General features: G+C 72.5%; 15 protein-coding genes. 3 read left to right on the top strand and 12 right to left on the bottom strand.

Annotated elements, in window-relative coordinates; genetic code table 11:
- Position 1 precedes the first annotated feature (1 nt).
- Positions 2 to 310: a hypothetical protein gene (locus tag ACIBST_RS01380; RefSeq protein ID WP_397168079.1), complete on the top strand. Its 309-nt coding sequence runs from the start codon at positions 2 to 4 to the stop codon at positions 308 to 310.
- Between the two features lie 60 nt (positions 311 to 370).
- Here the strand turns inward: ACIBST_RS01380 and ACIBST_RS01375 are convergent, their stop codons facing one another.
- Positions 371 to 610 carry a hypothetical protein gene (locus ACIBST_RS01375; RefSeq protein ID WP_352331431.1) on the bottom strand — a complete coding sequence of 80 codons (240 nt, stop codon included), beginning with the start codon at positions 608 to 610 and terminating at the stop codon, positions 371 to 373.
- 150 nt (positions 611 to 760) lie between these two features.
- Here ACIBST_RS01375 and ACIBST_RS01370 point away from each other — a divergent pair, with 150 nt between their 5' ends.
- Positions 761 to 1657, top strand: coding sequence for a TIGR03619 family F420-dependent LLM class oxidoreductase (locus tag ACIBST_RS01370; RefSeq protein ID WP_397168077.1), 897 nt, complete (start codon positions 761 to 763; stop codon positions 1655 to 1657).
- Here the strand turns inward: ACIBST_RS01370 and ACIBST_RS01365 are convergent.
- From ACIBST_RS01365 to murQ, 3 genes are read right to left on the bottom strand one after another with little or no spacing between them, the layout of a single operon-like run.
- Positions 1654 to 2031 (bottom strand): VOC family protein, encoded by a 378-nt coding sequence (locus ACIBST_RS01365; protein WP_364333958.1) that lies wholly within the window; start codon positions 2029 to 2031, stop codon positions 1654 to 1656. The genes ACIBST_RS01370 and ACIBST_RS01365 overlap by 4 nt on opposite strands.
- A gap of 4 nt (positions 2032 to 2035) precedes the next feature.
- Positions 2036 to 3154, bottom strand: coding sequence for a serine hydrolase domain-containing protein (locus ACIBST_RS01360; protein ID WP_397168075.1), 1119 nt, complete (start codon positions 3152 to 3154; stop codon positions 2036 to 2038).
- A 56-nt stretch (positions 3155 to 3210) separates the two neighbouring features.
- A complete protein-coding gene (murQ, locus tag ACIBST_RS01355; protein ID WP_397168073.1) occupies positions 3211 to 4110 on the bottom strand; it encodes an N-acetylmuramic acid 6-phosphate etherase in 900 nt (299 codons plus the stop codon).
- Positions 4111 to 4167: 57 nt separating this feature from the next.
- Between murQ and ACIBST_RS01350 the strand changes: the two genes are divergently transcribed.
- Complete coding sequence (locus ACIBST_RS01350) at positions 4168 to 5280, top strand: exo-beta-N-acetylmuramidase NamZ domain-containing protein (protein ID WP_397168071.1); 1113 nt, start codon at positions 4168 to 4170, stop codon at positions 5278 to 5280.
- Positions 5281 to 5282: 2 nt separating this feature from the next.
- On the opposite strand, the gene ACIBST_RS01345 is transcribed toward ACIBST_RS01350, so the two are convergent.
- The 8 genes from ACIBST_RS01345 to ACIBST_RS01310 all read right to left on the bottom strand — a co-directional run bounded on the left by ACIBST_RS01345 (position 5283) and on the right by ACIBST_RS01310 (position 14209).
- A complete protein-coding gene (locus tag ACIBST_RS01345) occupies positions 5283 to 6137 on the bottom strand; it encodes a GNAT family N-acetyltransferase (RefSeq protein WP_397168070.1) in 855 nt (284 codons plus the stop codon).
- Positions 6137 to 7147: an ABC transporter ATP-binding protein gene (locus ACIBST_RS01340; protein ID WP_397168068.1), complete on the bottom strand. Its 1011-nt coding sequence runs from the start codon at positions 7145 to 7147 to the stop codon at positions 6137 to 6139. Before ACIBST_RS01340 ends, ACIBST_RS01345 begins: the two co-directional genes overlap by 1 nt.
- Entirely contained in the window at positions 7144 to 8130 is a 987-nt protein-coding gene (locus tag ACIBST_RS01335; protein WP_397168066.1) for an ABC transporter ATP-binding protein, read from the bottom strand. The genes ACIBST_RS01340 and ACIBST_RS01335 overlap by 4 nt, the downstream gene beginning before the upstream one ends.
- Positions 8131 to 8133: 3 nt before the next feature.
- A complete protein-coding gene (locus ACIBST_RS01330; protein ID WP_397168064.1) occupies positions 8134 to 9039 on the bottom strand; it encodes an ABC transporter permease in 906 nt (301 codons plus the stop codon).
- The gene (locus ACIBST_RS01325; protein WP_397168062.1) at positions 9036 to 10043 is read right to left on the bottom strand and encodes an ABC transporter permease; all 1008 of its coding nucleotides are present in this window, start codon (positions 10041 to 10043) and stop codon (positions 9036 to 9038) included. Before ACIBST_RS01325 ends, ACIBST_RS01330 begins: the two co-directional genes overlap by 4 nt.
- A 3-nt stretch (positions 10044 to 10046) precedes the next feature.
- Positions 10047 to 11879, bottom strand: a complete 1833-nt coding sequence (locus tag ACIBST_RS01320) for an ABC transporter substrate-binding protein (protein WP_397168060.1) — start codon at positions 11877 to 11879, stop codon at positions 10047 to 10049.
- A gap of 171 nt (positions 11880 to 12050) precedes the next feature.
- Positions 12051 to 13016: a zinc-dependent alcohol dehydrogenase family protein gene (locus ACIBST_RS01315; RefSeq protein ID WP_397168058.1), complete on the bottom strand. Its 966-nt coding sequence runs from the start codon at positions 13014 to 13016 to the stop codon at positions 12051 to 12053.
- Positions 13016 to 14209, bottom strand: coding sequence for a M20 family metallopeptidase (locus tag ACIBST_RS01310; protein WP_397168056.1), 1194 nt, complete (start codon positions 14207 to 14209; stop codon positions 13016 to 13018). Before ACIBST_RS01310 ends, ACIBST_RS01315 begins: the two co-directional genes overlap by 1 nt.
- Between the last annotated feature and the right edge of the window lie 10 nt (positions 14210 to 14219).

Here is a 14219-nt window from a genome sequence, read left to right as displayed (position 1 = left end):
CGTGATGGCCGAAGCGAGGGAGTGGGCGGCGCTGGCGCGCGAGTGGCTGAGGGCGAGCTCGCCGCGGGCCGCCCAGGCGATGCGCGAGCACGATCAGGAGGCCGCGCGGCGCCGCCGGGAGCGGCGCCCGGCGGCGCGCCGGCGCGTGGGCGGGGAAGCCGCCCAGGAGCCGGCGCGGTGGGCGGTCGAGCCCGAGGCGCCGGACGCCCCGGGCCGGGAGGAGATCGAGCGGGCGCGCGCGGCGCTGGCGCGGGCGACCTCGCTGGAGCGGGCGCGGGCCCGCGCGCGGCGGGAGCGGGGGCACGGCTGACGCGCCGGATCGAGCCGCGCCGGGCCCTGACGCAGGACCGCGGTCACCCGCCCGCCGCGGCTACTTCCGCAGCCAGAGCATGTAGTACGGGCTGTCCCAGCGGCACTCGTACTCCTTGTAGCCCTTCGTGACGAGCAGGGTGGTGCCCGCCGACACGCAGTTCTGCAGCGTGCGGTACGCCTGGTACGGGGTCCAGCTCGTGGCCGAGGCGCCGGCCGGAGCGGCGACGGAGAGGGTGCCGACGGCGAGGGCCCCGGCCATGGCCAGTGCCACGCCGAGCCGTGCGGACTTCTGTCGCATGCATCGTCCTTCCTCGTGGGGCACGGCGCGGGCGCACCGTGTTGATCATTTCCACGGTAGCGCTTCTTGATCAAAAAGATGCCCCTTTTGTCGATCTTGTACCTTTCGTGTGGTGGGAGATCGCGAACCCGGTTCGGTCACACTGGGAGCATGAGAATCGGTTTCGCCGTACCCCAGTCAGGGCCCTGGGCCACGCCGGAGAACATGCGCCGCATCGCCACGCGGGCCGAGGAGCTGGGCTACCACGAGCTGTGGACGTTCCAGCGGCTGCTGTACCCCGTCGGGCATCCCATGGGGCCGACCTACCGCAGCGTGCACGACCCCCTGGTCACGCTGGCGCACCTGTCCGGCCTCACCCGGACGATCCGGCTGGGCGTGGCCGTGGTCAACGCGTACGTGCAGCCGGTCGTGCTGGCCAAGCAGCTCGCCACCCTGCAGACGCTCTCCGGCGGCCGGGTCAGCGCCGGCATCGGGCTCGGCTGGGTGCCGGAGGAGTTCGAGGCCGCGGGCGTCGGCATGGAGCGGCGCGGGCGCAGGGGCGAGGAGTTCGTCGAGCTGCTGCGCAAGGCGTGGACGGACGACGTCGTCGAGCACGACGGCGAGTTCTACCGGGTGCCGGCCGCCCACATCGACCCCAAGCCGGCGCCGGGGCCGCCGCAGATCCTGCTGGGCGGCACCGCCGAGGTCGCGCTGCGCCGGGCCGGCCGGCTGGCCGACGGCTGGATCAGCTCCAGCAGGGAGGACCTGTCGGCGGTCGCGGGCCGGATCGGGCTGATCAAGGAGACGATCGCCGGCGCCGGGCGCGAGGCGGCCTCGTTCCGCTTCGTGTGCCGCGGCGTCACGCAGGTGCGGCCCGACGGCGCTCAGGACGCCCGCCGGCCGCTGACCGGCACCTACGAGCAGATCAGGCAGGACGTCGCCGCCCTGGCCGCCGAGGGCGTCACGGACGTCTTCCACGACCTCAACTTCGACCGGGAGATCGTCACCGCCGACGCCGGGGAGGCGATGCGCCGGGCCGAGGAGGCCATGGAGGCGCTGGCGCCCTAACCGCCGTAGGGGACCGTGATGATCTCCAGGTTGTGCCCGTCGGGGCCCGACCAGTAGAGCCCGCGGCCGCCGTCGTGGGTGTTGATCACGCCGGGCCTGGTGTGCCCCGGATCGGCCCAGAACGTCAGGCCGCGGCTCCTGATCCGCCCCCAGATCTGGTCGAACTCCTCCTCGCCGACGAGGAAGGCGTAGTGCTGAGGGGTCACCTCGCCGTCGGCCTGCATCACGTCGAGCGAGACGTCGTTGGCCAGCGTCACGACCCGGAACGGGCCGTAGACCGGCGCGGGCTCCAGGCCGAGGACGTCGACCAGGAAGGCGGCCGTGGCGTCCCGGTCGGTGGCGGCGACGATGGTGTGGTTCAGCTGCACGGGCATGCGTTCACGCTACGTGCCGCAGCGCCTCGGCGGCCACCGCGCACCGCAGCTCGCGCATCCCCGGCCGCCCGCGCACCGGATGGACGGCGTTGGTCAGCAGCACCACGGTCAGCCCGCGGGCCGGATCGACCACCAGCGACGTCCCGGTGAACCCGGAGTGGCCGTACGCGCCGTCCAGCGGGCCCACGATGCCGGGGTCGCCGATCCGCACGCCGAGCCCGTGCCGGAACGCGGCCCCCTCCGTCCCCTGGTCGCGGGTCATCTCGGCCACGCTCGACGGGCTCAGCATCGCGCCCCCGCCCAGCCGCAGCGCCTCCCCGAAGGCCAGCAGGTCGTCCGCCGGGGCGAACAGGCCCGCGTGCCCGGCCACCCCGCCCAGGGCGTGCGCGGTCTCGTCGTGCACCTCGCCGCGCACGCAGCCGGGGCCGGGGCGTTCGGGCTTGAACTCGGTCGCGGCGACGCGCTCGGCCCGCCCGCCGCCGCCGACCCGGCGGTAGCCGGTGCCGGGGAGGCCGAGCACGTCCGTGATCCGGGCGCGGACCAGGACGTCGAGCGGGGCGGACGCGGCCAGCTCGGCGATCCGGCCGGCCATCACCATGCCGACGTCGCTGTAGAGGTAGGGGCCGCCGACCGGGCCGGTGACCGGCGTGGCGAGCATCGCGGCCATGCGCTCGTCCGGCCCGGCCTGCGGAAGCTCCAGGTCGATCCGGCGGGTCGGCGTCAGGCCCGCCGTGTGGGTGAGCAGGCGGCGCAGCGTGATCCGCGGGTCGGCCCCGGGGATCCACGCCCGCACCGGCTCGTCCAGGTCCAGCAGGCCCTCCTCGGTGAGCGAGAGCACCACCGCGGTGGTGCACAGCTTGCTGACCGAGGCCAGGTCGAACACCGAGTCCCGGCGCGCGGGGGGCCGCTCGGCGGCGAGCGTCCCGGGAGCCCCCGGGACGGCGTCCGATCCGGTGCCCGATCCGGTGCCCGATCCGGTGGCCGGCTCGGCGTCGGTGTACCTGACCAGCTCGCCCGCCGCCGCGGCGGCGGCCACCGTGCCGTGGACGGCGATCAGCGCGACCGCCGCCGGGCACACCTCGGGCACCGCGGCGGCCAGCAGGCGCTCCAGCCGGTCCGACATCCCCGTTCCCCCCTCGTCAGTCCCCTTTTGTGCCCCGGTGTGTCCCGCCGGGTACGTCAGCCGCTGAGCGCGTCGCTGAGCCGCTCTCCGTGCGACTCCAGCAGCGCGCGGGCCGCGTCGGGGTCCAGGCCGTGCTGGATCATCACCACGGCCGTCTTCGCCTGGCCGCCGGCCGCCTCCAGCGCCGCGCCCGCCGTCGCGGCGTCGGCCCCGGTGATCTCGCTCACCATGCGCAGCGCGCGGGAGGCGAGCTTGCTGTTCATGGCCGACATCTCGATCATCTTGTTCCCGTAGGTCCGGCCCAGCCTGACCATGGAGATCGTCGAGATCATGTTGAGCACGAGCTTCTGCGCCGTGCCCGCCTTGAGCCTGGTCGAGCCCGCCACCACCTCGGGCCCCACCACGACCTCGATCCCGTGCTCGGCGGCGGCCGACAGCGGCGCGCCCGTGTTGCACGACAGCGCCGCGGTCAGCGCCCCCCGGCCGGCGGCCTCGGCCAGCGCGCCCAGCACGAACGGCGCCCGCCCGCTGGCCGACACGCCCACCACCGAGTCGAGCGCGCCCACCTCCAGGTCCTTCATGGCCGCCGCGCCCGCCTCGGCGTCGTCCTCCGCGCCCTCGATGGACCGGGTCAGCGCCTCCGGCCCGCCCGCGATGACGCCCTGCACCAGCGAGGGGTCGGTGCCGAACGTCGGAGGGCACTCGCTGGCGTCGAGGACGGCCAGCCGTCCCGAGGTGCCGGCGCCGACGTACAGCAGCCTGCCTCCCTCGGCCATCCGGGCGGCGATCGCGTCGATGGCCGCCGAGATCGCCGGGACGGCCGCGGCCACGGCCACGGGCACCTCGGCGTCGGCCTGGTTCATCAGTCGGGCGATCTGCTCCGTCGGCAGCCGGTCGATCTGGCTGTAGCGGGGATCGCTCTGCTCGGTGGACAGCTCGGGCAGCGGATCAATCATGACGCTAATTTCCACCCTTTACTTCTCAGTTGTAAATATCTTTCAGACAATGGATCCATGTCACACGTACGCACCGGAGCCGAACGGCTGGCCGCGGACCCCGCGCTGGCCGGCGGCGCCCGTCTCGGCCTGATCACCAATCCCACCGGCGTCCTGCCCGACCTGACCCCCACGACCGAGGCCCTGCTGGCCGCGGGCCTGCCCCTGACCGCGCTGTTCGGCCCCGAGCACGGCCTGCGCGGCACGGCCCAGGCGGGATCGAGCGAGCGCGACGCGGTGGACCCCGCGACGGGACTGCCGGTCTACGACACCCACGAGCTGTCGGGCGACGACCTCGACCGCGTGGTCGCCGCCTCCGGCGTGGACACGCTGGTCTTCGACATCGCCGACGTGGGCGCCCGCTTCTACACCTTCGTCTGGACCATGTACGACCTGCTGGCCTCGGCCGCCCGGCTGGGCCTGCGGTTCGTGGTGCTGGACCGGCCCAACCCCCTGGGCGGGACCGTCGAGGAGGGCCCTCTGCTGGACCCGGCGTTCGCCAGCTTCGTGGGCCGCTTCCCGCTGCCCGTGCGCCACGGCAGGACCGCGGGGGAGCTGGCGGCGCTGTTCGGCTTCGACGCCGACCTGCGGGTGGTCACGATGGAGGGCTGGCGGCGGGACATGAGCTGGGCGGAGACCGGCCTGCCCTGGGTGATGCCCTCGGTCAACATGCCGACCCCCGACACCGCGCTGGTCTACCCGGGCACCGGGCTGTTCGAGGGCACGAACTTCTCCGAGGGCCGCGGCACCACCCGGCCGTTCGAGCTGGTCGGGGCGCCGTACGCGGACGAGCGCTACGCGGCCGTCCTGAACGGGCTGGAGCTGCCGGGGGTGCGGTTCAGGGACACCTGGTTCACCCCGACGTTCCACAAGCACGCGGGCCTGCCCGTCCGCGGGGTGCAGCTGCACGTGCACGACCAGCGGGCCTTCCGGCCGGTGCTGACCGGGTTGTCGATGCTGCACACGGCCCGCGTCCTCTACCCGGACGACCTGGTCTGGAAGGGCGAGGACCTGTTCCTCGACCTGCTCTGGGGCTCCGACACGCTCACGCGCTGCCTGGAGGCCGGGGACGACCCGCGCGAGCTGTGCCCGCCGCCCGGCCGTCCCGAAGGACATCTGCTCTACAGCTGACATCACGCCAGATCGCGCCGGTAGAGCCAGAAGACGCGTTCGGCTCGCGCGCCCACGGCGCGCGAGTAGAACCGCAACGGCCCCACCCATCCGATCTCGGCGCTGTCCTGACCGGCGGCCCGCTGCTCGGCCAGGCAGCGGCGCAGCAGCACCCCGCCGAGGCCGAGCCCGCGGGCGTCCGGGGCGGTGCCCATCGGGCCGAACCAGGCCGGCCGCGCCCCCCAGGCGGCGAAGGCCAGGACGCGCCCGTCGCGCTCGGCGTAGTGCAGGCCGGTCGCGTTGGCCGCCTCCCAGGCCCACCGTTCGTTCCAGTGCTCCTCGACGAACGCGGCCACGGCCGCGCGGTCGGCGCCCGCCGCCCGCACCGTGACCCCCGCCCGCTCCAGCCGCGCCAGGTCGTCCTCGACGGACAGGTCGGCCCGCAGGTCGGCGGTCATGTTCCAGGCGACGTGGTAACGCTCGTAGCCGAGGCTCTCGGCCAGGCAGGCGGCGGCGGTGTACCGCACGTCGATGCCGGGCCAGGCGTAGCAGGGCGGGTTCCCGGCGAAGCGCGCCTGCCGCACGCCGTGCCCGCGCAGCCACTCCTCGGCCGCCCCCACCAGCGCCCGCCCGTGCCCGCGGCCCTGGACCGAGGGGTGCACGGCCAGCAGGTCCAGGTGCCCGACCTCGGGGTCCTTGGACGAGACCGAGGTCATCACCACCCCGCCGTCGGTCGCCAGCGCCGTCCAGCGGCGCTCGGCGGGCGGCTCGGCCAGGCGCCGGACCAGGCCGGGGGCCTCGGGCGCGTCCAGCGTCAGCGCGGCGGCGGCCACCCGGGCGGCCTCGGCCAGGTCCGCGCCGCGGACGGTGGGCGACATCACACCTCGCTCATCGGGCGCGCGATCACGTCACGCCGCTCGGGGTAGAAGCACGCGTGCTGCTGCGGCACGCCCTCGGTGATCTGCAGCAGCGGCCGCTCGCCCGCGCACCGCTCGCCGCGGAAGGGGCAGCGGCGGGCGAACAGGCAGCCCTCGTCGGCCTTGCTCTCGTCCAGCGACTCCAGGGGCGTCACCGGCTGCGCGCCGGGCTCCTCCAGGCCGTGCAGAACGGGGATGGCCGACAGCAGCGACTGCGTGTACGGGTGCACCGGGTCGGCGATGACCGTGTCCACCGGGCCGCGCTCGACGACCTGGCCGCGGTAGATGACGTAGAGCTCGCCGTCGTCGCCGATGTAGCGGGCGGTGGCCACGTCGTGGGTGATGAACAGCACGCTCACGCCCAGCCGCTCGCGCAGGTCCTTCAGCAGCGCGAGGATGCCCAGCCGGAGCGAGACGTCGATCATCGAGACGGCCTCGTCGGCGACCAGCATCTCCGGGTCGACGGTCAGCGCGCGGGCGATGACCACCCGCTGCCGCATGCCGCCCGAGAGCTGGTGCGGGTAGCGCCCCAGCACCGAGCCCGGGTCGAGGCCCACCATCGACAGCACCTCGGCGGCCCGCTCCTCGATCCACTCCTTCGACCGCCCGGTCTGCCCGGCCCGCAGGCTGAGCGGCGCGTAGAGCGTCTGGTGGATGGTCCGGGTCGGGTTGAGCGCCGAGTACGGGTCCTGGTGGATCATCTGGATCTTGCGGAAGTACGGCTGGCGCTTCTTCTGCTTGAGCCCCGACATGGACACGTCGCCGATGACGATCTCGCCCTCGTCGTAGGTCTCCAGCCCGGCGATGATCCGGCCCAGCGTGGTCTTGCCGCAGCCGGACTCGCCGATGAAGGAGGCCGCGCCGCCCTTGGGGATGGAGAAGTCCACCCCGCGCAGCGCCCGCACCTCCCGCCCGGCCAGCACGTTGCCGCGCTGCTTGTACGTCTTGACGATGCCGGTCCCGGTGATCACGCGTGCTCCTTCACGGTCACGGCGTGGCAGGCCACGACCCTCGATCCATGCGCCACGGCCTGCGGGTCCGCGGTGTCGCACACGTCCATGCGCAGCGCGCAGCGCTCCCTGAACACGCAGCCCTCCTTCGGCACCGTGGCCAGCGTCGGCGGCCGGCCGGGCAGCGCCTGGGCCTCGGCGATGTCGCCCACGAGCCGGGGGATGGCCCTGATCAGGCCCCGGGTGTAGGGGTGGCTGGGGGAGCCGAGCACGTCGCGGGTGGGGCCCTGCTCGACCAGGCGGCCGCCGTACATGACGACCAGGCGGTCGGCGACCTCGGCCACGACGCCGATGTCGTGCGTGATGACCAGCGTGGTCAGGCCGCGCTCGGCGTGCACCTCGCGGACGATCTTCAGGATGTTCGCCTGGGTAATCATGTCCAGGGCGGTCGTCGGCTCGTCGAGCACCACCAGGTGGGCGTTGAGCACCAGCGCCAGCATGATGCCGACCCGCTGGCGCATGCCGCCGGACAGCTCGTGCTGGTGCGAGTCGAGCACGCGCGCGCCGTCCAGGCCCATGCGGCCGAGCAGCTCTTTCGCCTCGCGGACCAGGCCGCGCAGGTCCTCCACGCCGTGCGAGCGGCCCAGGTCGAGGAGCTGCTTGCCGACCGTCTTGAGCGGGTTGAGCGAGTTCTGGGCGGCCTGGAAGACGTACCCGATGTGCCGGCCGCGGGCCTTGCGCAGCTCCTCGCCGGCGAAACCGGTCACGTCGCCGAGACCGTCGATCTCGACGCTGCCGGCGGCGATCCTGCCCGGCGGCTGCACCGCGTTGAGCAGCGACAGCGCCAGCGTGGACTTGCCCGAGCCGGACTCGCCGACGATGCCGGTGATCGTGCCCGGCTCCAGCGTCAGCGTGACGTCCCGGACGGCGGGCAGCTCGCCCGCGGGGGTCTTGTAGACGACCGTCAGGCCGTCGATGCGCACTCCCGGCGCTTGTTCGGCCACTTGCTACTCCTCGCGCAGCCGGGGGTTGAAGATCTCGTCCATGGCGTCCACCACGAGCACGATGCCGAGCGTGAGCAGCAGGATCGCCAGCAGCGGCGCCAGCAGGTAGCCCAGCGCGTTCGGCGTGATCATCGCGCCCGCCTGGAACACGGCGAGGTTGAGCATCACACCCCAGTTGTCCGACTCGTACGGCAGCACGCCCAGGAAGAACAGGCCCACCTGCGAGTAGACCGCGCCGGTGACCGCGATGAGCATGTTCATCGCGATGTAGGGCGCCATGCTCGGCAGCAGCTCCCTGCCGATGATGTGCGTGGTGGACAGCCCGAGCCCGCGGGCGGCCTCGATGAACCCGCGCTCGCGCAGCGACAGCGTCTGCGAGCGCACCGCCCGCGCCACGCCGCCCCAGCCGAGCAGGCCGAGCACCAGGCCCATCTGGAAGGGGTTGCCGAACTTCCACACCGTCGCCAGCACCAGCAGCAGCGGCAGGCCGGGGATGGTGAGCTTCATGTCGGTCAGCCGCATGAGCACGGTGTCCCAGCGGCCCCGCTTGAAGCCGGAGAACAGGCCGATCGCGGTGCCGGCGACGACCGTGATGAGCGCGGTGACCAGGGCGGTGAGCAGGACGTAACGCGAGCCCTTGATCACCAGCGCGGTCACGTCGCGGCCCTGCGGGTCGGTGCCGAACCAGTGGTCCCAGCTCGGCGGCTGGGTGATCGCGCTCGCGTTGCCCGGCAGGTGCTCGGGCAGCAGCATCGGCCCGATCACCGCCATGACGATGAAGCCGGCGATGATGACGACCCCGGCCATGCGGCTGGGCTTGCGCTTCATCACCCGCCACACGCCGTGCCAGAAGTTGCGGCGCATGGCCGAGGCGGCCGGCGCGGCCTCCGGGATGAGCGTGGCGCTCACGAGCCCTCCTCTCCGCTGCGCACCCGCGGGTCGATGACCGTGTAGAACAGGTCCGCGACGATGTTGGCGATGATCGTGCCGACCGTGATCAGCAGGAACGCCCCGCCCATCAGGCCGTAGTCGCGGTCCTGGACGCCGCTGATCAGCAGCCAGCCGAGACCCGGGTAGTTGAAGATCTTCTCGATGAAGACCGCGCCGCCCAGCAGCAGGCCCAGCGACAGGGCCAGCATGGTGAACAGCGGCAGGATCGCGTTGCGCGCGATGTAGCGGAACACGATCGAGCGCTTCATGCCGCGCAGCTCGGCGGCCAGGATGAAGTCGTCGCCCAGCACGGTGACCACGCTCGACTTCATCGCCAGGATCCAGCCGCCGTAGGCCGACAGCGCGTACGTGGCCACCGGCAGCACCGCGTGCTCGACCAGCGAGCCGATGTAGCCGGCGTTGAAGCCGGGCTCGAACAGGATGTCCACCGAGCCGTCGGCCGGCAGGATCGGGAGCAGCGTCGCGAAGATCACCACGAGCAGCATCGCCAGCACGTACTGCGGGATGCCGTGCAGCAGCGAGCCGGAGATGGCCAGGGCGTCGCCCAGCTTGCCGGTGCGCTTGATGGCGGCGTACACGCCGAGCAGGATCCCGACGAGGAAGCTCAGCAGCGTGCCGGCCAGCACCGGTAGAACGGTCCACTTGGCGGCTTCGGTGAGCACGTCGACCACGGAGGTGCCGGGCCGGCTGACCGACATGCCGAGGTCGAGGTGGAGCAGGCCCGTCATGTAATCGGTGTACTGCTGCCAGAGCGTGCCGTCGGGCAGGAAGCCGTACAGGACCTTGACGGCCTGCGCGGCGGCCTCGGGCGACATGCCCTGCTCGACCAGCTTCTCGTAGCGGGCGGCCATCGGGTCGCCGGGGATGTTGTTGATGATGAAGAAGCTGATCGTCGCGACTACGAGGATCATGACGAACCCGCGGGCCAGGTGGCCCGCGAGTCGTCGTGCGATGAGCGCCATGAACTACGACTTCGCCTTGATCATGCCGAGCTGGATCCAGACGCCCGAGGGCAGGACGCCGGCGCCCATGCGCAGGATCTCGTCGTCGTGCGGCCAGCCGGTGAAGCGGCTGTTGTTGACGAACTGGGTGTTGACGTAGTCCCAGAGCTGGATGACCGGGAGGTCCTGGTTGGCGGCCTTGGCGAGCTGGGCCATGATCGGCTTGGCCTGCTCCTCGTTGGCCGAGTTCAGCTTGCCGGTCAGCTCACCGGGGTTGATCTTGGCGCCGTCGACCTCGATCTCCTCGGGGCCGCCCATCCAGTTGCCGGCCTTGCCGGGCTCGGAGTGCTTGACCTTGCCCGCGACGTTCGTCCAGCCGTTGGAGGCGCCGTACAGGCGCTGGTAGATGTCGTACGGCGCGGGGCCGAGCGCCATCAGCCAGAAGCCCACGTCGTACTTGCCGGCCGCCAGCTCCTCCAGGTAGAGGGGGTAGTCGGCGGTCGTGACGACCTCGGCGTCGACGCCGGCCTTGACGAGCTGGCTCTTGATGTTCTCCTGGGCCGACAGCCAGTCGGAGAAGCCGGAGGGCGCGTGCATGGAGACCTTCCACGCCGAGCCGTCGGCCAGCGTCCACTTGCCGTCCTTCTTGGTGAGGCCGGCCTCCTTGAACTCGGCCTCGGCCTTGGCCACGTCGGGCGCGTACGGCTCCAGCTTGGGCAGCTCGTCGGGGATCCACGCCTGCGCGGCCTTCTGGTGGATGCCGCTGGTGGTGACCGCCGCCGTGCCGCCCTCGGGCGAGGCGACCTTGGTGACCTCCTCGCGGTTGATCAGGTAGGCCAGGCCGCGGCGCACGTGCACGTTGTCGTACGGCTTCTTGGACTGGTTGAAGGCCATGCTCACCGCGACCGGCGAGTAGCCCTTGATGACCTCGTTGCCGGCGGCCGCCTTGATCCGGTTCATCACGTCGGACGGGGCGGCGGTGAAGCCGGCGTGGTCGAGCTTGCCCGCGGTGAGGTAGTTCCAGATCTGCTCGTTGCCGGTGTAGTTGAGGAACTTCACCTGCGCCGGCGCCACGTTCGCGGCGTTGTAGAAGTACTTGTTCTTGACCAGCAGCGCCTCGGACGGGTTCACCCGCTCCAGCACGAACGGGCCGGCCGAGGTGTCCTTCGGCGGGGCGAAGGTGAGCACCTTCTCGCCCAGGCCGGTGATGGTCTCACGGGCCTTGTCGGCCTCGGCGCCCTCGCCCCTGGAGGCCTTGAGCTGGTCCCAGAAGTCCGCGGGGAGCACGCTGCTCCACACGTGGGAGGGCAGGACGAACGTGTCGAGCACGCCGCGGGCGAACTTGGGGCTCGGGTTCGCCATGTCCTGGGTGATCTTGAGGGTGTGGTCGTCGACCACGGTGACGTCCGCCGCCGCGCCCGCGGCGCCCGGCGTGATGGAGAACGCCGTGCTGCCCTGGGTGTAGGCGATGCCGATGGACATCTTGACGTCCTCGGCGGTGACCGGCTTGCCGTCGGACCACTTGGCGTTCGGCTGGAGCTTGAGGGTGATCGCCGAGTTGTCCGGCGCGATCTCCCAGCTCGCCGCGATGCCGGGGAGGGCCTGGTTGGGGTCGGTCAGGTGGTTCTTGACCCAGCCCAGCTTCATGGCCGTGTAGCCGGGGAAGGAGTTGCCCTTCGGGTTGTACGGGTTGGCCGGGGCCGTGGCCTCCAGGCCGGGCCTGTTGACGTCGATCGTGGTGAAGAGCCCGCCACCACCACCGCTCGAGCCGCCGGACTTGTTGTTAGTACCACCGCTGCACGCCGCTGTGGCGGTGGCGAGGCCCAGCAACGCCACTACCGCTGCCAGTCGCTTCATCTGCCGCTCCGGGGGATGTCGGACCTGTTGAGGATCTGTAGGGAATTGACCGGACCCTACGGTCGCCAGCAGGCAGCGTCAATAATCTCCAGATGTTGTGAGTGTAATGTAACTTTCCTTCATAGAGGTCCGCCATGGCGCCAATCTCCATCGTGCGACGGAGCGGGGGCCTCAGTCCACGACCAGCACGGCGGCGCCGCTGACGCGGTCGGCGGCCAGATCGGCCAGCGCCCGTCCGGCCTCCTCCAGCGGGTAGAGCGTGGTCGCCACCCGCGGCGGATGGGCCAGCGCCAGCTCCAGATAGGCCCGGCCGTCGGCCCTGGTGTTGGCGGTCACGCTGCGCAGCGTGCGCTCCTGGAACAGGTGCCGCTCGTAGTTCAGCGCGGGCACGTCGGTCAGGTGGATGCCGGCGATCGCCAGCGTCCCGCCGCGGTCCAGCGCCTCCAGCGCGGGCGGCACCAGGTCGCCGACCGGCGCGAACAGGATCGCCGCGTCCAGCGGCTCGGGCGGCCGGTCGCCCGCCGAGGCCGCGCCCAGCTCCAGCGCCAGCCGCCTGGAGGCGTCCGACCTGGTCACGGCGTGGACCGTGGCGCCCTGCGCGATGGCCGCCTGCGCGGTGAGATGGGCCGAGGAGCCGAAGCCGTAGATGCCGAGCCGGCCGCCCGGCGGCAGGTCGCAGCGGGCCAGCGCCCGGTAGCCGATGATGCCCGCGCACAGCAGCGGCGCCAGCCGCTCGGCCGGCACGTCGGCCGGCAGCGGGTAGACGTAGCCGGCGGGGGCCACGACGTACTCGGCGTAGCCGCCGTCGGCGTCCCAGCCGGTGTAGGCGGAGTCCGGGCAGAGGTTCTCCGTGCCCCGCAGGCAGTAGCGGCACCGGCCGCACGTCGAGCGCAGCCAGGCCACCCCCACCCGCTCGCCGGAGCCCTCGACCCGGCCCACCACCTGGTGCCCGGGGGTGGTCAGCGGCCGGCGCGGCGCGAGGTCGCCCTCGGCCAGGTGCAGGTCGGTCCGGCACACGCCGCACGCCTCGACCCGGACCAGCACCTCGCCGGGGCCGGGCTCGGGGACGTCCCGCTCGACCCGCACGAGCGGGCCGGACGCCATCGGCCCCGGCCGGTCCACCACCCAGGCGCGCATCACGGCCTCGACAGGCGCTCGTAGGCCAGCGAGGCGTACAGCGCGGCGCCGTCGGACAGCACGGAGTCGTCGAAGACGGCGTCCGGCGAGTGGTTGTAGGGCGCCGTGGCCGGGTCGCGGTCGGGCGGGCAGGCCCCCAGGAAGACGAACGCGCCCGGCACCTCCTCCAGCACGTACGAGAAGTCCTCCGAGCCCATGACCGGCTGCGGCGCCGCGAAGTAGCGGCCCGGCCCGAACAGCTCGTCGGCGGTCGCCGAGACGAACCCGGCCTCGCCCTGGTCGTTGACCGTCACCGGGTACCCCATGCCGAACGACGTCTCGACCGCGAGCCCGTGCGCCGCCGCGATGCCCTCGACCACCTCCACCAGGCGCCGCTTGACCAGCCTCCGGTGCTCCTTGCTGAACGTGCGCACGGTCGCCTCGAAGCGCGCCTCGTCGGGGATCACGTTGTCGGCCGAGCCGCCGTGGAAGGTGCCCACGGTGATCACCACGGGGTCGAACACGTCGAACGTGCGGGTCACCATCGTCTGCAACGCCGTCACCATCTCGCAGCCGGCCGCGATCGGGTCCTTGGCGCGGTGGGGGCTCGACCCGTGCCCGCCGGTGCCCTTCACCGTCACGCAGAACACGTCGGCCGCGGCCATCATCGGGCCGCCCCGCGAGGCGAACAGCCCCGGCGGCAGCATGGCCGACACCACGTGCATCCCGTACGCCGCCACCGGCCGGGCGCCGGCCGCGTCGAGCACGCCCTCGCCGATCATGTGCTTGGCGCCGTCGTGCCCCTCCTCGCCCGGCTGGAACATGAAGATCACGTCACCGGCGACGTCCGCCCGCCGCGCGCTGAGCAGCCGGGCCGCGCCGACCAGCATGGCGGTGTGCAGGTCGTGGCCGCAGGCGTGCATCTGGCCCGGATGCCGGGAGATGTAGGGCAGGTCGTTGCGCTCGGTCACCGGCAGGGCGTCCATGTCGCCGCGCAGCAGCACCGCGGGGCCCGGGCGGCCGCCGCGCAGCACCGCGGTGACCGAGCTGAGCGTCTTGCCGGTGGTGATCTCCAGGGGGAGCCCGTCGAGCGCGGCCAGCACCTTCTCCTGCGTCCTCGGCAGTTGCAGGCCGAGCTCGGGGGTGGTGTGCAGGGAGCGGCGGAGCTGGATGAGTTCGTCCCGCATGTCCAGGGCGGATTCAGTGAACGACATGATGAACATT

The organism is Nonomuraea sp. NPDC049684 (genome assembly GCF_044465345.1).
Classification (GTDB): domain Bacteria; phylum Actinomycetota; class Actinomycetes; order Streptosporangiales; family Streptosporangiaceae; genus Nonomuraea.
The sequence above is the reverse complement of the archived record's forward strand: the minus strand, read 5'-3'. Positions and strand labels throughout refer to the sequence as shown.